Raw genomic sequence first — 16,187 nt, forward strand, 5'->3', positions numbered from 1 at the left:
GCCCCGTGCGCACCGGTCGAAACACCCGCGGCGGTTTCCGGCGGATTCCCCTACCACCGGCGCCCGACGCACCGCCGGCAGTTGCCCGAAGGGGGGCGCACTCCGGCGCGGGCGGACTACGTTGGAGCCATGGCGAAGGACACACCACCGCGCTGGGACCGCAGGATGCAGCAGCGGCTGGCGCGGGGCGAGGCGGCCGCGCTCGGCGAGCTGTACGACCGCTTCGCCTCCCTCGTCCACAACACCGCCCACCGCGTGCTGGAGGACGAGGAGGCCGCCGACCTCGTCACCCGGGAGGTCTTCGGGTACGTGTGGGAGAACCCGGACGCGTACGACCCCCGGGAGGAGGGCTCGATGCGGGCGTGGATCGCGCGGCTGGCCCGCCGCCAGGCCGTGTACCGGCTCCGCCAGAGCGGTACGCGGGCGCTCGCCGAGCACGGCGGGGGTTCGGCGGAGGAGCTGGAGCAGAAGGTGCGGCGGGCGGCGGTGGCGGCCCGCGCCGACTACATCGTCACGGCCATGCCGGCGCCGCTGCGCAGGGCGCTGGAGCTGGCGTACTTCCAGCGCCGGGACTACCGCCAGACCGCCGCCGACCTCGGGGTGACCGAGGACGAGGCGCGGCGCCGGCTGCGGTTGGGGCTCCAGTTGCTGTCCTCGGCCCACACCAGGCCCGTCGAGGGGCCGCCGGGGCACGGGGGGTCACCGCTGTGACCGGCCCGCCGGCCGGCGGCGGCCGCGACGAGGAGCGGGAGGGCCGGGACGAGGTGGGCCGGGCGCCCCGCATACCGGCCCCGCGCCGCGCGGCGGACGACGCGGAGCACGCCCCTCCGGACGTCGCGGCCCCCGCCGGGCCGGTCCCGCGGGCGGAGCCACCGGAGGAGCCGAGGGACGAGCCGCAGGACGAGCCGCGGAACGAGCCGAGGGACGAACCGCTGGACGGCGCGCGGCACGAGCCGGTGCCGGGCCCCGCGGGCGGGCCGCCGCCGGGCGCGCTGTCGCACGCGGTGCTGAAGTCGCTGCTCGGCGCCTGGGCGCTGGCGGCGTGCTCCGCCGAGGAGACCGCCGCCGTCGAGGCGCACCTCACGGAGTGCGCGCCCTGCGCGGACGAGGCGCTGCGGCTGCGGGACGCGGTGGGGCTGCTGCACAGCGAACGCGACCTGGACCTGGATCCGCTGCTGCGCTCGCGGGTCCTGGAGAACTGCCTGGGCCGGCGCCCCGCCCGGATCCCGCTGCCCGGCTGGGCCGCGCCGTACGACGCGGAGACCGCCCGGCTCGACGCGCTGCTGCGCGACATCGGCGAACCGGAGTGGCACGCCCCGGTGCGGCTGCGCTGGTACGAGGGCGACCGACGGGCGGACCGCCGCTCGACGGTCGCGGGCGTCATCGCCCACCTCTACGCCGTGGACGGGCTGGTCGCGGCGGCCCTCGGCCTGGACGACCCGCTGCGCCCGGGGGTGCGGGGCCCGGCCGCGGACCTGCCCGACGGCTGCGGGCCGACCGGGCGCACGGAGGCGCTGTGGCGGTCGGCGGACGGGCCCTTCACGCGCGCGGTGCGCGACCCGTGGCGGGACCAGGCGCACACGCTGGTGCGGACGGTGTCGTTCGCGGGGCGCGGGGTGGGCGACCTGTCCGTCCCGTACGGCGCGTTCTCCCTGCCCCTGCGGGACGCCCTGGTGGAGCGGGCCTTCGAGTGCTGGGTGCACGCCGACGACATCGCGGCGGCCGTGGACTACCCGTACGAGCCGCCGTCCGGGGCGCACCTGCACGGCATGGTCGACCTGGCGGCGCGGCTGCTGCCGGCCGCGCTGGCCGACCGGCGCCGCGCGGGGCTCGCCGGGCCGGTCCGCACGCTGGTGGAGGCGGGCGCCCCGGGGCGGTCGCTGCACCTGGAGGTGGAGGGGTCGGGCGGCGGGCACTGGTACATCCCGCTCGACTCGCCCGCGGCGGTCGGGTCGCCGGACCACGAGGTCGCCCAGGTGGCGGTGGACGGCGTGGAGTTCTGCCGGCTCGTGGCCGGGCGGGTGGCGCCGGAGGAGGCCGCGGCCGGCCAGGACGGGGACCGGGAGGCGGTCAGGGACGTCCTCCTCGCGGCGGCGTCCCTGAGCCGTCTGTGACCGCCGTCAGGCGAAGACGACGGTGCGGCTGCCGTTGAGCAGGATGCGGCGCTCCGCGTGCCACTTGACCGCGCGGGCCAGCGCCTGGCACTCCACGTCGCGTCCGACGGCGACGAGTTGGTCCGGCGTGACCTCGTGCCCCACGCGCTCGACCTCCTGCTCGATGATCGGGCCCTCGTCGAGGTCGGCCGTCACGTAGTGCGCCGTGGCGCCGATCAGCTTCACGCCGCGCGCGTGCGCCTGGTGGTACGGCTTCGCGCCCTTGAAGCTCGGCAGGAAGGAGTGGTGGATGTTGATGATCCGGCCGCTCAGCGCCTTGCACAGGTCGTCCGACAGGACCTGCATGTACCGGGCGAGGACGACCAGTTCGACGTTCTCGCCCCGCACCAGCTCCAGCACCCGCGCCTCGGCCTCGGCCTTGGTGTCCTTCGTCACCGGGATGTGGTGGAAGGGCACGTCGTAGGAGGCGGCGAGCTCCGCGAAGTCCGTGTGGTTGGAGACGACGGCGACGACCTCGACCGGCAGCGCGCCGATCCGCTGGCGGAACAGCAGGTCGTTCAGGCAGTGGCCGAACTTCGAGACCATCAGCACCACCCGCATCCGCTCGTCGGCGCGGTTGATCTGCCAGTCCATCCCGAAGGAGTCGCCGACGGCGGTGAAGCTGGCCCGCAGCTTCTCGACGGTGACCGGCGCCTCGGCGGAGAAGTGCACCCGCATGAAGAACAGGCCCGAACCGCGGTCCCCGAACTGCTGGCTGTCCTCGATGTTGCACCCCGTGATGAAGAGGTAGCTCGACACGGCGTGCACGATGCCCTGCTTGTCGGGGCAGGAGAGGGTGAGGACGTACTGGTCGGTCATCCTCGCAGGATGCCATACGCGGCGGGCCGGCCCCGCGCCGCGTCCGCCTGGCGGACCTCGGCCCGGGGGGGCGGTCGCCGACCGCCCGCGAGGCCTCAGGCGGCGCCGGTCAGGGCCCGCAGCGCGTACAGCGGCTGCGGCGGGGCGTCGGGGTCCTCGCCGTCGTTCACGGCGAGGGCGACGTGGGCCTCGCGGGCGGCGCGCACGGCCTCCGGCCAGCCCTGGTGGCCGAGGTAGGCGGAGACGGGCGCGTCCGGGCCGACCTGGTGCACGATCCGCAGGACCCGCAGGACCGCCGCGTCGACCAGCGCGGCCTCGCCCGGGTCGCGGAATATGGTGCCGACGTACTTCTCGGCGGACCAGTTGTCCAGCCAGGTGTCCTCGACCAGCCGGTACACGGCGTCGGTGACGTCCCCGTACCCCTCGACCCCCGCCAGCCAGCACTCCTCGTGGAAGCGGACGTCGGAGAGCATGTGCAGCGCGGAGCGCACGTTGGCGCGCCAACGCCACCAGGGCATGTCGTCGATGGGCATGCCGCCCATGGTGGAGGAGCGACGGCCGCGACGGGAAGAGTTCATCTGCGTTCACCTTGCGGGCCCGGTCCTCGCGGACCGCGCCCGGGACGGACGGGGCACGTGCGCCACGGGGGCGCGGCGCCGGGTTCGATCGTACGTCCCCACCGTACGCGGCGGTCGGCTCCCGTAATTCACCTCGTCGTCACCGACCGTTGAACCACCCTCACTGCGCCGTTACCCACGGGGCGGAAGTGTGCGTGACCATGACCGGTAACGGCACGCGACGCTTCCCCACACCGCTCCTGCCCAGGGCCGCGGCGGTGCTCGTCGCGGCGTCCCTCCTCGCCGGCTGCGGTGCCCTCCCTGGAGCCACGGGGGGCTCCAGGGAGCCCGTCACCGTGATGACCTGGGCCCCTTCGGAGACCCGCGCGACCAACATGCCCGGCATGCCCGCGATGGCCGAGGCGTACGCCCGCTGGAGCAACAGCCGGGGCGGCGTCGACGGCCGCGACCTGCGGGTGGTCACCTGCAACGAGGGCAACACCGCGACCGGCGCCGCCGCCTGCGCCCGCCAGGCCGTCCGCGAGGGCGCGGTCGCGGTGGTCGGCTCCTACAGCCAGCACGGCCGCGCCTTCATGGCGACCCTGGAGGCGGCGAACATCCCGTACATCGGCGGCTACGGCCTCTCCGACGAGGAGTTCACCAGCCACCTGTCCTACCCGGTCAACGGCGGGCAGGTCTCGCTGCTCGCCGGGAACGGCATGCAGCTCGCCGCCTCCTGCGAGCGGGTCTCCCTCGTCCGTCCCGACACGATCGCCGGGGACTACCTGCACGCGCTGCTCAACTCCGGCCTCACCCGGGGCCGGCAGCGCGAGGCGTACGACATCCCCGCCGCCGAGGACGCCGGCGAGTACGCGGTCGTCGCCGACCGCTCCCGCAAGCGGGCCGGCAAGAAGCGCGGCTGCGTCACCGCCGCGCTCGGCGAGCGCACGGCCAACTTCTTCGACTCCTACCGGCGGCTGCCCTCCGACGGCCGGGACGTCCGCGTCTCGTCCGTGCTGGGCAGCGTCGACCAGCCGCTGGTCGACCGCACGGGCGGCGCCTCCGGGCCCTTCGAGGGCGCGTACATCACCGGCTGGTACCCCGACGCGGCCGACCCTCGCTGGGAGCCGATGAAGCAGGTGATCCGGGAGCACGCCTTCGGCGACAACCGGATCGACCCGGCCGACGCCGGCGTGCAGACCACCTGGATCGCCTACACCGTCCTGCGCCGGGTCCTGGAGGCGATCGGCGAGGGCGAGGTCACCCCCGGCCGCATCGCCCTGACCCTCGACCGGGGCCTGCGGGTGGACACCGGGGGGCTCACGCCCGTCCTGCGCTGGCGGTACGAGGACATGCTCGGCACGCCCGGCTTCCCCCGGATCGTCAACCACGGGGTGACCTTCCAGGTGGTGCGGCAGGGCCGCCTCGTGGCGCAGAGCTCGGGCTTCGTCGACGTCGGCGAGGCGATGCTCGACGCCCGCGCCTCCTAGGAGGTGTCCCGCCGCGGGTGCGCGGCGGGGCGCCGGGGGCGCGTCAGAGCTGCGTGGGCTGGCGCTCGGTGAGGCCGTACGTCCGGGCGATGCCGTTCCACAGGCCCGCGGCCTTCCGCTTGGCGATGGTCGCCTCGCTGCTGGCCCCCGCCGCCGAGGCGGTGCTGCCGGTGTTGCGGGCCTTGCCGTCCTTGCAGTTCTTCGGCTTCTTGACCTGCTCCGCCCAGGCGGCGTAGTGGTCGTCGGCCTTGGCCGACGCCTGCCAGGCGGTGGTGAGGGCGGAGGCGAGCGCGGCGTGGTCGGGGAGCTTGTCGATCGGGGTGCCGCCCAGCCGGGTCACCAGCTCGCGGCGCTGCCCGGCGGCCTCCCGCAGGTCCGCCGCCGCCTCGTCCAGCTTCTGGCACCGCTTGATGTTCTCGACCGAACGGATCACCGCGGCGCGGCTGTCGTTGCTGTCGGCGAGCAGCTTGTCGAGCCCCTCCGCCTGCGTCTTCACCGGGTCGGCGGCGGGCGCGGCGGTCGTTCGCTCGGGCGTCGGGGACGAGGCGGCGGCCACGCCGGTCTTGTCGGTCCGCGCGTCCTTGTCGTCCCCGCCGCCGAGCAGGGCGCCCGCACCGAGCCCCACCACGGCGCACCCCACGACGACGGCCGCCACCAGCGGCAGTTTGGAGGAGCGGCGCGGCGGCTCGTCGTCGTAGCCGTCGTACCGGTCGGGGCGCCCGGCCGGTCCGCCCCAGGACTGCTGCTGCGGGTGGGGCTGGTGCTGCGGGCCGGCGGCGTACTGCTGCCGGTGCGGCGGCTGGGGGTGCTGCTGGGCGGGCGGCTCGTACCGGGGCATCTGCTGCGTCCCGCCCGAGGCGTCGTCCCGGAAGAGGTTGTCGAACTCGGCCGGCGGTCCGGTACGTCCCGGTACGGGGGGTATGTACTGGGTCGCCTCGGCATCCGGATCCGGCTGCCGGGGCTGCTGGTGCTGCGGCGGCTGGTGCTGCGGCTGCTGGTGCTGCTGGGGCGCGTACGGCTGCCCGTATCCCGGCTGCTGCGGCTGCCCGTACCCGTGCTGCTGCGGCTGCGGGGCGCCGAAGCCCGTGCCGAGGAACTGCGTCGACTCCGCCGGGCTCTCCGGCGGCAGGGGCGAGGACACCGGCGGCACCGGCCGCAGGTACTGCGTGGCCGGGTCCGTCGCGGCGTCCGGCGGCACCGGCCGCAGGTACTGCGTGGCCGGGTCCGTCGCGGGGTCGGGCGCCACCGGCCGCAGGTACTGGGTGGCCGGGTCCGTGGGGTCCTGGGCGGGGGGCGCGGCGGGGCCCTCACCCGGCGCGGCGTGCGGGGGCGGCGGCCCCCAGGGCTGCCCTGCGGGCCGACCCCACGACTGGCCCTCCTGGCCGTGTCCGCTCTGCGTCACCGGGACTCCTACGTGTGAACCTACGGAAACGTCGGCTCACGCTACCGGGTGTGCCCCCGCCCCCGCACACGGGTGCGGTCCTCAGGCCGCCTGGAGCTCCAGGCGCGCCGTGAACTCCCGTACGGCCGCCTCCTCCCCGAACGGCTCCAGCCGCAGCTGGAGGTCGTCGAGGTACTCCGCGCCGCGCGACGACCGCAGCGTGCCGAGGAGTTCGGCCGCGCGGACGCCCGTGTGGCACGCCTGCTCCACCTCGCGCTGCTGCACCTGCGCCGACGCCAGCAGCACCAGCCCGATCGCCCGGCGCCGCGCGCGGGAGGCCGGGTGGCCCTCCAGGGCCTCGGTCGCCGCCCTGGCCGCCGCCTGGGCCTGGCCGAGGTCCCGGTGGCAGTGGGCCAGTTCGTCGGCGAGGTACGCGTGGTCGAAGTGGGCGATCCACGCCGGGTCGTCGCCCGAGCCCGGGTCGGCCCGGTCCAGCGCCGCGACGGCCCGCCCCGCCACGTCCTGGCAGGTGCGGGCGTCGCCGAGGAGGGCGTGGCCCCGCGCCTCGGCCGCCAGGAACATCGCCTCCGCGCGCGGCGTGACGTGCCCGCGGGCGCCCTCCTGCGCGGCCCGCGCCAACTGGGCGATCTCGCGCGGGTTGCCCAGCTGGGCGGCGAGGTGGCTCATCGAGGCGGCGAGCACGTACCCGCCGTACGCCCGGTCGCCGGCCGCCTGCGCGAGGCGCAGCGCCTGGATGTAGTACCGCTGCGCCAGGCCCGGTTGCCCGGTGTCGACCGCCATGTACCCGGCCAGTTCGGTGAGCCGGGCGACGGCGGCGAAGAGCTGGCGCCCCACCGCGTCCCGGTAGGAGCCGGCCAGCATCCCGGAGACCACGCTGTTCAGGTAGTGCACGACCACCGGCCGCACGTGCCCGCTGCCGAACCGGTGGTCGAGGTCGACCAGCGCCTCGGTCATGGCGCGCACGGCGCGGACGTCCGACAGCCCCACCCGCGACCCGGCGGCCCGTGCGACCTGCGGGTCGGGGCCGGTGATCAGCCAGTCCCGGCTGGGCTCGACCAGGGCGGAGGCGGCGACGGTCGAGCCGGACAGGAAGTCCCGCCGCCCCACGTCGCTGCGCCACAGCTCGCAGACCTGCTCGATGGCGCCGAGGACGGTCGGCGCGAACTGCAGCCCCACCCCGCTCGCGAGGTTCTTGCCGTTCGCCATCCCGATCTCGTCGATCGTGACCGTACGGCCCAGCTTGCGCCCGAGTGCCTCCGCGATGATGCCGGGGGCCCGGCCGCGCGGCTGCTGCCCGCGCAGCCAGCGCGCGACGGACGTCTTGTCGTACCGCAGGTCCAACCCCCGTTCGGAGCCGACCATGTTGACGCGGCGGGCGAGCCCGGCGTTGGAGCACCCCGCTTCCTGGATGAGAGCCTGCAGCCGTTCGTTCGGCTGACGGGCGACGAGCGGCCTCGCTGCCATGACTACCCCCTGTGCTGCCGGTGGTGATCAGATCGTCGATCACTGCCCGGCTGGTGTCCGGAGAATGCAGAACGTGGCGCTGTAATACCAAAACAACGGCTATGGCGATGTATCGCGGCGCATGCCGGGAGCCTCCCGCATTGACGCCCCTCCCCCGACAGTGGTTACCCGTCCGCGGCTCCCACCGCCCGTGCGCGCCCCCGGACGTGCACCCATGCGCCCCGCGTGCCGGATCGATGCACCTCCCCCTTCGGCTTTGCGCCCCGTAACCCCCCGTGTGGCGGGCAGTTGTGCTCTCCGTGGAAGAGACCATCGGAGTCACGGAAGCCGCACGGATCCCCCAGCAGCGCGGTGAGCAGCTGTTGGACAGCGCCGTGCGGTACGCGGAAGAGCGGCACTGGGACGTGTTCCCCGGCACGTGGTTGGAGGCGGTCGAGGGCCGGGAGCTGTGCTCCTGCCAGGACACGGCGTGCCCCGCGCCGGGCGCCCACCCGGCGCGGCCCGACTGGGCCTCGCAGGCGACGGGGAGCGCGGTCGGGGCGCGCCGGCTGTGGGGCAAGCAGCCGCGGGCGTCGATCCTGCTGCCGACGGGGCGCACCTTCGACGCGCTGGACGTGCCGGAGTCGGCGGGCTTCCTCGCGCTCGCGCGGATGGAGCGGATGGACCTCACGCTCGGCCCGGTGACGTGCACCCCGGACCGGCGCATGCTGTTCTTCGTCCTGCCGGGCGCGGCCCCGAAGGTCGCGGAGCTGATCCGCAAGCTGGGCTGGTCCCCCACCGGGATCGACCTCGTCGCCAAGGGCGAGGGCCAGTACGTGGCGGCGCCGCCCACCCGGGTCGGCGGCCAGGGCGCGGTGCAGTGGGCATGCCGCCCCACCCCGGCGAACCGCTGGCTGCCGGACGTGGAGGAGCTGATCAGCCCCCTCGCCTACGCGTGCGGGCGGGAGGCGGCGGCCGCCCGGGGCCGCCGGTAGCGGGGGGCGATCCGCAGGGGTGCGGACCCGCAGGTGAGGGGTTCGTAGGCTGTCCCCACGGCCGCAGGGTGCGGCGGGGGACAGTGGAAGGCGGCAGTGACCATGCCGGAGCCGGAAGTCGACCTGGCGGGTGGAGCGCCCTCGGCGGCGCCACCCGCCGTTCGTGTGGAAGGGCTGTGGAAGCGCTTCGGCGAGCAGGTGGCGGTCGCGGGGGTGGACCTGGTGCTGCCCGCCGGGAGGTTCGTGGGCCTGGTCGGTCCGAACGGCGCGGGCAAGACGACGACGCTGTCCATGGTGACCGGGCTGCTCCGCCCGGACGGGGGCAGCATCGAGGTGGCCGGGCACGACGTGTGGCGCGACCCGGCCGCGGTGAAGGCCCGCATCGGCGTCCTGCCCGAGGGACTGCGGCTCTTCGAGCGGCTCTCGGGGCGCGAACTGCTCGGGTACACCGGGCGGCTGCGGGGGCTGCCGGGCGCCGAGGTCGACAAGCGGGCGACGCAGCTGCTCGACGTGCTGGACCTGGCCGGCTCGCAGCACAAGCTGGTGATCGACTACTCGACCGGCATGCGGAAGAAGATCGGACTCGCGGCGGCGCTGCTGCACAACCCCGAAGTGCTCTTCCTGGACGAGCCGTTCGAGGGCGTCGACCCGGTGTCGGCGCAGACCATCCGGGGCGTCCTGGAGCGGTACACGGCGTCCGGCGCCACGGTGGTCTTCTCCAGCCACGTCATGGAGCTGGTGGAGTCGCTGTGCGACTGGGTGGCGGTGATGGCGGCGGGCCGGATCCGCGCGCAGGGCACGCTCGCCGAGGTGCGGGGCGACGCGCCCACGCTCCAGCAGGCGTTCCTGGAGCTGGTGGGCGCGCGGGGCCGGGACACGGGCGAGTCGCTCGACTGGCTCGGAGGTGCGCGGTGACCCCGGCGGCCGGTACGGCGCTGCCGGGCGGCCCCGGCGCCCCTGGTTCCCCCGGCTCTCCTGGCTCTCCGGGGGTGCCCGGTCTGCCGGGGGTGCCCGGCGGGGGGCCGGGGGTGGTGGGCGGCGGGCTGGTCCCGGTCTTCGTCCGGCTCAAGTGGGCGCTGCTGCGCAACGGCCTGCGGCAGTCGGCGGGGCGGACGGCCGTCTACGTCGTGTCGATCGTCTTCGCGCTGCTCTTCGCCGCCGGGCAGCTGCTCGGCATGGTGCTGCTGCGCGGCCACGCCCAGGCCGGGACGCTCGCGGTGCTGCTGACGGCGGTGCTCGCCCTCGGGTGGGCGGTGATGCCGCTGTTCTTCCCGAGCGGCGACGAGACGCTCGACCCGACGCGGCTGGTGATGCTGCCGCTGCGGGCGGGGCCGCTGGTACGGGCGCTCCTGGTGGCGTCGCTGGTGGGCATCGGGCCGCTGTACACGCTCTGCCTGGTGGTCGGCGCGGGCGTCTCCGTCGCCCACGGGGCGTTCGCGGTGGCCGTGGCGGTGGTGGCGGTGCCGCTGGTGCTGCTGGTGTGCCTGGCGCTGGCGCGGGCCGTGGCGGCGGCCAACATCCGGCTGCTGACCTCCCGCCGGGGCCGGGACCTGGCGCTGCTGAGCGGGCTCGTGGTGGCGGTCGGCATCCAGTTCGTGAACTTCGGCGCGCAGCGGCTCGGGGAGGCGGGCGGGCTCTCCCGGCTGGAGCCGGTCGCGGAGGTGGTGCGGTGGCTGCCGCCCGCGTCGGCGGTCGGCGCGGTGGACTCGGCGAGCCGGGGGGCCTACGGGGCAGCCGCGGTGCAGCTGCTGCTCTCGGCGGCGGCGCTCGCGGGGCTGCTGTACTGGTGGCAGCGGAGCCTGACGACGCTGATGACGGCACCCGACGGCTCGACGCTCGCCGCGGCGGGCACCGGGGCGGACCGGCGGCGCTCCGCGGCGGGCGGAATCCGGCTGTGGCCGGAGGGGCGCACCGGCGCGGTGGTGCGGCGGGCGCTGACGTACGCGTGGCGCGACCCGAAGGCGAAGTCCGGGTGGGTGACGGCGCTCGCGCTGGGCGCGATCATCCCGCTCTTCAACGCCTGGCAGGGCAACGGGTCGGTCTACTGGTCGTGCTTCGCGGCCGGCATGCTCGGGACGCTGATGTACAACCAGTTCGGCCAGGACACCTCGGCGTTCTGGATGGTGGCGATGACCGTGTCGTCGCCGCGCGACGCCTATGTGGAGCTGCGGGCGCGGGCCGGGGCGCTGCTGCTGGTGACGTTGCCGTACGCGACGCTGGTGACGGTGGCGACGGCGGCGGTGCTCGGTGACTGGCGGTCGCTGCCCGGGGGGCTGGGGCTGTCGTACGGGCTGCTGGGCGCGATGCTCGGGATGGGCGCGTGGGCCTCGGCGTTCTTCCCGTACTCGATCCCGCAGGACAGCGCGTACAAGAACGCCGCTCCGGGGCAGGGCTCGCTGGCCTGGATCTCGATGACGTGCGGGATGCTCGGCTCGGTGCTGCTGTGCGCGCCGCTGGTCGTGGCCGCCGTCTGGTCGCACGTGTCGTCGGCCGGACCGTCGGCGGGGTGGCTGCTCCTCCCGCTGGGCGCCTGCTGGGGCGCGCTGCTCACCTGGGCGGGCCTGCGCTGGGGCGCCTCGCGCACGGCGCGGCGCCTGCCGGAGATCCTGGCGGCGGTCAGCAAGGCGTGACGGCCCGGCACCGCGGCCCCGCCCCCGGGCGCCGGGCCGTGGCGCCGGGCGGCGTGCGGCGTGCGGCGCCGCCCGGGTGCGGGGTGCGGGGGCGCGCGGGGGTGTCAGCGCGGCGGGGCGACCTCGGCGAGGAACGGTTCGACGGCGGCGCGCCACGCCTCGGGCTGGTCGTAGTGGATGTAGTGGCCGGCGTCGGCGACCTCGGCGTACCGGCCGTGCGGCAGGACGCGGACCATCTCCTGCGCCTCGGCGCGGCCCAGTTCGCCGTCGAGGCCGCGCACGACCAGGGTGGGGCAGCGGACCTGGGCCAGGGTGTCCCAGTGGGCGTCGTGGACCCAGGTCTCCCGCGCGGCGAGCATCCCGTCCGGCGAGAAGACGGGCCGCCAGCCGTCCGGCGACTCGCACATGACCTCGGCGAAGAACGCGCCGCGCGCGGGGTTCGGCCGCTCGACCCGGGGGTCGTCCTCGCCGAACCAGCGGCGCACGTCGGCGAGGGTCGCGAACGGCACGGGCCACGTGCCGAACCAGCTCTCCCACTCCCGCTGCGACGCCGCGCCGAGCGCCGAGGCCCGCATGTCGCCGATGACGAGCGCCCGGACCAGGTCCGGCCGCTCCGCGGCGAGCTGCCAGGCCGTCAGGGCGCCCATGGAGTGTCCGACGAGCGCCACCGGGCCGAGGCCGAGCTGCTCGATGGCCGCGACCGCGTCGGCGACGTACGCCTCGCGCGTGTAGGGGCCGGCGGCCGGCTTGTCGCTGTGGCCGTGGCCGCGCTGGTCCAGGGCGACGGGCCGGTACTTCTCCGCCAGCCAGCGCGCCGTCTGCGCCCAGTGCGCGGCGCGGCCCATCAGCCCGTGCAGGAGTAACACGCTCTGGACGGGCTCGGTGCCGCCGTCACCCGGCCCCTTGGGCGGGTCGGCGAACTCCCAGGCGGCGAGGCGTACGCCGTCGGCTCCGGTCAGGTCGATCCGTCGCACCATCTGCCCTGGCACCCCCTTCTGTCACGTCGGCTACCCCCGTCAGACTATCGAACTCATATTCGAAAACTGGGCCGAGGGCGCCAACACCGCTCGTTCGAGTGACCCCACTCAAGGATTGGGTCGCGCTGCCGAGGGGAGATCTTCAGCGGGAGGCGGACCACTCGGGGAAAGAGGTCCGACGGGATTGACCCTGGGAGCTCGGGGCTCCGGGTCAGCACAGGGGAGGTCGGGTCCCGGTGCCGCGAGGCACCGGGACCTTCCTCGTGAGCGGACGCGCGCTTCGACGCGGACGGACGGCGCACCGCGCTGCTCCCTCCCCGGGCCGATCACCTGCCGCAGCCAGACTGGCACGCGCGGCGCCCGCGCGTCGGCCGTTCCCCGGATCGGCCGGCTCCGCCCGCGCCGGAGCCGCCGGCGCGCGGAGGAAACCGGCCGGCAGAGGGGCCGCCCCCGCGGGGTCAGCGCTTGGCGACGAAGACGTGCGACGCCACGTCGGCGTCCAGTTCGGCGGCCTCGCCGCTGCTGCCGACCAGCACCCCGCCGGGCGACTCGGTCACACTCACCACGGAGCCGGGCTGCACGCCCGCGCGCCGCAGCGTGTACATGAGCTGGGCGTCCGTCTGGATCGGCTCGCCGATCCGGCGCACCACCACGGTCTTGCCCTCGGCGCCGGCGTCCAGCTCGGAGAGGGAGACCATGTCCTCGTTGAGGTACGGGTCGCTCTCGCCCTTCTCGCCCAGCTCCTCCAGCCCCGGGATGGGGTTGCCGTACGGCGACTCCGTGGGGTGGCGCAGCAGTTCCAGGACGCGGCGCTCGACCGCCTCGCTCATCACGTGCTCCCAGCGGCACGCCTCGGCGTGGACCTGCTCCCACTCCAGGCCGATCACGTCGACGAGGAGGCACTCGGCGAGCCGGTGCTTGCGCATCACGCGGGTCGCCAGCCGGCGGCCCTCCTCCGTCAGCTCGAGGTGGCGGTCGCCCGCCACCGTCACCAGGCCGTCACGCTCCATCCTGGCGACCGTCTGGCTCACCGTCGGGCCGCTCTGGTCGAGCCGCTCGGCGATACGGGCGCGCATGGGCACCACACCTTCCTCCTCAAGCTCGAGGATGGTGCGGAGATACATCTCCGTGGTGTCGATCAGTCCGGACATACGTGCCCCTCGGTGCGTGACATTCAACCTGCGCGGCCCCGTCTCCATTGTTGCCCATCCCGTCGGCAACCGTGCCGCCCCGGACGGGGCGGCGGCCCGACGCCGTATTGACACGGGAATGGTCCAGACCGCACCGTGATCCGCGACACGACGAGAGGAAGGCCATGTCGATGGGCGACAGCACACTGGCCGGTCAGTTCTTCGACGCCGCGATCGGGCTGCTGCGGCGGGTCAGGGACGAGGAGTCCGGTCACATCGCCGCCGCGGGCGCCGCCGTCGCCGGGGCGGTCGCCTCGGGGGGCCGCCTCTTCGCCTTCGGGGCCGGGCACTCCTCGCTCGCCGCGCAGGACGTCGTCTACCGCGCGGGCGGCCTCGCGGTGATGAACCTGCTCGCCGTGCCGGGCGCCGTCGGCGTCGACGTCACGCCCGCCACCCTCGGCTCGGCGCTGGAGCGCGTGGACGGGCTGGCCGCCGCGGTCCTCGACGCGTCCCCGGCCCGCGCGGGCGACGTGCTGTTCGTCGTCTCCCTGTCCGGGCGCAACGCCCTGCCCGTCGAGATGGCCTCGCACGCCCGCGCGCTGGGCCTGACGGTCGTCGGCGTCACCTCCGTGGCGTACGCGAAGGAGACGACGTCCCGGCACCGCTCGGGCACCTTCCTCAAGGACCACTGCGACGTGGTCCTCGACTCGAAGATCGCCGTCGGCGACGCCGAGCTGGCCCTGGAGGGCGTCGCGGCACCCTTCGGGCCGGCCTCCACCGTCGTGACCAGCGCCCTGATGCAGGCCGTGATGGCCGCCGCCGCGCAGGAGCTGGTCGGCCGCGGCGTCGAGCCGCCGCTGCTGCGCTCGGGCAACGTCGACGGCGGGCACGAGTGGAACACCCGGGTGATGGACGAGTACGCGGACCGGATCTTCTACCGCCGCTAGCGGCGCCCCGGCGGGGGCGGGACGGGGCCGGCCGGCCCGCCCGGTCAGTCCGGGTGGGCCAGGTCCAGCGAGGCCGCCACCCGGACGGCGACGCTCTCCGCGTAGCTGACGTCCGCCCGCTCGAAGGGCGGTCTGCTGCCGGACCGAAGGAACGTCACCACGCCCAGCGTCCGGCCCCGGCTGCGCAGCACCGCGCAGAGCGCGTGCGCCGTACCGGGCGGCCAGTGGCGCTCCACCGCCCACGGCCGCACCGGCCCGCCGCGCCGCTCCGCGGTGCCCTGGCCCGCCGACCGCGCGGCCCCCGACGGCCCCGCGGCGCCGGGCGGCCCCGCCGGCCAGGTGCTGGCCCGTACGGTGGCCGCCCGGTCGAGCGCGCGCAGCGCCGGGTGCCCGGCGGCGTACGGCACCGGCAGGCCCGGGCCCGGGACGCGCGCCACCGGGCCGGGGGCCTCGGCGGGGGTGGCCGCCGCCCGGACCAGCCGGGCGCCGCCGTCCCGGGCGACGTCCAGCAGCGCGTCGTCGGCGAACCCGGCGAGCGCGAAGTCCAGGTAGACGGTGGCGGCCTCCATGGGGTCCTCGCACTCCGCCGCCGCGGCGCCCGCCCGGTGCAGCTGGCTCGCCCGGAACCGCAGCCGGTCGGCGTCCTGCTCGGCCTGACGCGCCTCCGTGACGTCCTCGAACAGCCAGGCCACGCCGAGCGGCGCGGGGTCGCGCGCCAGCGGCGAGGCGAGCCGCAGGAAGGCGCTGCGCCAGCAGCGGCGCCGCTCCCCCTCGGGGGTGCGGACCGTCGCCCACAGTTCGGTGGGGGCCTCGGGGCCGCCCTGCGCCAGGACGTGCTCCAGCGCCGCCTCCAACTGGTCGGCGCCCTGCGCGACGGCGTCCCCGAGCGGGCGGCCCAGCAGGGCGGTGCGGGACGCGCCGAGGGCGCGGGCCGCCGGGCCGTTGACGACGGCCGGGCGCAGGTCGGCGTCGACCACGACGAGGGCGCACGGCGCGTCGCCGAACAGGGCGTCGCTGAGCGCGACGGAGCGTTCGAAGTCGAGCTGCGCGTGGACCTCGCCGAAGGCGCAGTACACCCCGGCCGGGCTGCCGTCGGCGCCGCGCACCCCCGCCGCCTGGGTCCGTACCAGGACCCGGCCGCCGTCCTTGCGGAGCAGCGGGAACTCGTGGAGCCGGCGGCCGGGGCCGGCCATGGCGCCCGCCAGCCGGGCCTCGATGCCGGCGGCGTCGGCGGGCCGCGCGGCCCAGCCGCCCAGGCCGCGGCGCCCGACCGCCTCCTCCGCCGGCCAGCCGAGGAGCCGCTCGGCCTCGCGGTTCCAGTGGGTGACCACGCCGTCCGCGTCGAACGCGCAGAGCGCGGTGTCCATCCCGTCCAGCAGCGCGCTGAGCAGATCACCGTCCGCCCGCGCCGTACCGCTCCTGGACGCACTCATCCCGGCACCCCCTGCGAGACGTGGACGTTGCCGCGCGTGCAACCGCACGTGCCCGGCCATTCAACTCGAACGTGACCCACGACACACGGGGTTCGCGAAATTCGGTTGAGCGGGACGCGGGGCGTTCCTAGGGTGGTGCGCACACGAGAGAGGAGGTGATCCGGAAGTGGTTTCTTTTCGGATGCGTGAGGTGACTGCGGGCTGAGGCCTG

Annotated in this window: 14 protein-coding genes; 7 read left to right on the forward strand and 7 right to left on the reverse strand. The window is 75.6% G+C overall.

Annotated elements, in window-relative coordinates:
* The first annotated feature begins 129 nt into the window (after positions 1–129).
* Positions 130–711, forward strand: coding sequence for an RNA polymerase sigma factor (locus LPA54_RS04935; RefSeq protein WP_228974128.1), 582 nt, complete (start codon positions 130–132; stop codon positions 709–711).
* Positions 708–2,114, forward strand: coding sequence for a zf-HC2 domain-containing protein (locus tag LPA54_RS04940; RefSeq protein ID WP_228974131.1), 1,407 nt, complete (start codon positions 708–710; stop codon positions 2,112–2,114). Before LPA54_RS04935 ends, LPA54_RS04940 begins: the two co-directional genes overlap by 4 nt.
* Before the next feature lie 6 nt (positions 2,115–2,120).
* Here LPA54_RS04940 and purU read toward each other — a convergent pair whose 3' ends face one another.
* Positions 2,121–2,972, reverse strand: a complete 852-nt coding sequence (gene purU / locus LPA54_RS04945; RefSeq protein ID WP_228974133.1) for a formyltetrahydrofolate deformylase — start codon at positions 2,970–2,972, stop codon at positions 2,121–2,123.
* Positions 2,973–3,067: 95 nt separating this feature from the next.
* Entirely contained in the window at positions 3,068–3,550 is a 483-nt protein-coding gene (locus LPA54_RS04950) for a hypothetical protein (protein ID WP_228974135.1), read from the reverse strand.
* 200 nt (positions 3,551–3,750) lie between these two features.
* On the opposite strand from LPA54_RS04950, the gene LPA54_RS04955 reads away from it, so the two are divergent.
* Positions 3,751–5,019 (forward strand): ABC transporter substrate-binding protein, encoded by a 1,269-nt coding sequence (locus LPA54_RS04955; RefSeq protein ID WP_228974380.1) that lies wholly within the window; start codon positions 3,751–3,753, stop codon positions 5,017–5,019.
* Between the two features lie 43 nt (positions 5,020–5,062).
* On the opposite strand, the gene LPA54_RS04960 is transcribed toward LPA54_RS04955, so the two are convergent.
* Positions 5,063–6,421, reverse strand: a complete 1,359-nt coding sequence (locus tag LPA54_RS04960) for a hypothetical protein (protein ID WP_228974137.1) — start codon at positions 6,419–6,421, stop codon at positions 5,063–5,065.
* A gap of 81 nt (positions 6,422–6,502) precedes the next feature.
* Positions 6,503–7,885 (reverse strand): transcriptional regulator, encoded by a 1,383-nt coding sequence (locus tag LPA54_RS04965; RefSeq protein ID WP_228974139.1) that lies wholly within the window; start codon positions 7,883–7,885, stop codon positions 6,503–6,505.
* A 299-nt stretch (positions 7,886–8,184) separates the two neighbouring features.
* Here LPA54_RS04965 and LPA54_RS04970 point away from each other — a divergent pair, with 299 nt between their 5' ends.
* From LPA54_RS04970 to LPA54_RS04980, 3 genes are all read left to right on the forward strand, one after another.
* Entirely contained in the window at positions 8,185–8,859 is a 675-nt protein-coding gene (locus LPA54_RS04970; RefSeq protein ID WP_228974141.1) for a bifunctional DNA primase/polymerase, read from the forward strand.
* A 102-nt stretch (positions 8,860–8,961) separates the two neighbouring features.
* On the forward strand, positions 8,962–9,774 hold the full coding sequence (locus tag LPA54_RS04975; RefSeq protein WP_228974144.1) for an ABC transporter ATP-binding protein: 813 nt from the start codon (positions 8,962–8,964) through the stop codon (positions 9,772–9,774).
* Positions 9,775–9,857: 83 nt separating this feature from the next.
* Positions 9,858–11,489 (forward strand): transporter, encoded by a 1,632-nt coding sequence (locus LPA54_RS04980; protein WP_228974383.1) that lies wholly within the window; start codon positions 9,858–9,860, stop codon positions 11,487–11,489.
* A gap of 104 nt (positions 11,490–11,593) precedes the next feature.
* On the opposite strand, the gene LPA54_RS04985 is transcribed toward LPA54_RS04980, so the two are convergent.
* Both LPA54_RS04985 and LPA54_RS04990 read right to left on the reverse strand, forming a co-directional pair.
* Positions 11,594–12,466 (reverse strand): alpha/beta fold hydrolase, encoded by an 873-nt coding sequence (locus LPA54_RS04985; protein ID WP_228974146.1) that lies wholly within the window; start codon positions 12,464–12,466, stop codon positions 11,594–11,596.
* Positions 12,467–12,924: 458 nt separating this feature from the next.
* Complete coding sequence (locus tag LPA54_RS04990; RefSeq protein WP_228974147.1) at positions 12,925–13,617, reverse strand: metal-dependent transcriptional regulator; 693 nt, start codon at positions 13,615–13,617, stop codon at positions 12,925–12,927.
* A gap of 170 nt (positions 13,618–13,787) precedes the next feature.
* On the opposite strand from LPA54_RS04990, the gene LPA54_RS04995 reads away from it, so the two are divergent.
* A complete protein-coding gene (locus LPA54_RS04995; protein ID WP_228974148.1) occupies positions 13,788–14,543 on the forward strand; it encodes an SIS domain-containing protein in 756 nt (251 codons plus the stop codon).
* A gap of 44 nt (positions 14,544–14,587) precedes the next feature.
* Here the strand turns inward: LPA54_RS04995 and LPA54_RS05000 are convergent, their stop codons facing one another.
* Positions 14,588–15,976 carry a PAS domain-containing protein gene (locus tag LPA54_RS05000; RefSeq protein WP_228974150.1) on the reverse strand — a complete coding sequence of 463 codons (1,389 nt, stop codon included), beginning with the start codon at positions 15,974–15,976 and terminating at the stop codon, positions 14,588–14,590.
* Between the last annotated feature and the right edge of the window lie 211 nt (positions 15,977–16,187).

Source organism: Streptomyces sp. DH12 (genome assembly GCF_020873895.1).
Lineage (GTDB): Bacteria > Actinomycetota > Actinomycetes > Streptomycetales > Streptomycetaceae > Streptomyces.

Bases quoted from the DNA above. Each gene is read 5' to 3' on its own strand.
- LPA54_RS04935 (WP_228974128.1), top strand. From the start codon at position 130: ATGGCGAAGGACACACCACCGCGCTGGGACCGCAGGATGCAGCAGCGG.
- purU (WP_228974133.1), bottom strand. From the start codon at position 2,972: ATGACCGACCAGTACGTCCTCACCCTCTCCTGCCCCGACAAGCAGGGC.
- LPA54_RS04950 (WP_228974135.1), bottom strand. From the start codon at position 3,550: ATGAACTCTTCCCGTCGCGGCCGTCGCTCCTCCACCATGGGCGGCATG.
- LPA54_RS04955 (WP_228974380.1), top strand. From the start codon at position 3,751: ATGACCGGTAACGGCACGCGACGCTTCCCCACACCGCTCCTGCCCAGG.
- LPA54_RS04965 (WP_228974139.1), bottom strand. From the start codon at position 7,885: ATGGCAGCGAGGCCGCTCGTCGCCCGTCAGCCGAACGAACGGCTGCAG.
- LPA54_RS04975 (WP_228974144.1), top strand. From the start codon at position 8,962: ATGCCGGAGCCGGAAGTCGACCTGGCGGGTGGAGCGCCCTCGGCGGCG.
- LPA54_RS04985 (WP_228974146.1), bottom strand. From the start codon at position 12,466: ATGGTGCGACGGATCGACCTGACCGGAGCCGACGGCGTACGCCTCGCC.
- LPA54_RS04990 (WP_228974147.1), bottom strand. From the start codon at position 13,617: ATGTCCGGACTGATCGACACCACGGAGATGTATCTCCGCACCATCCTC.
- LPA54_RS04995 (WP_228974148.1), top strand. From the start codon at position 13,788: ATGGGCGACAGCACACTGGCCGGTCAGTTCTTCGACGCCGCGATCGGG.
- LPA54_RS05000 (WP_228974150.1), bottom strand. From the start codon at position 15,976: ATGAGTGCGTCCAGGAGCGGTACGGCGCGGGCGGACGGTGATCTGCTC.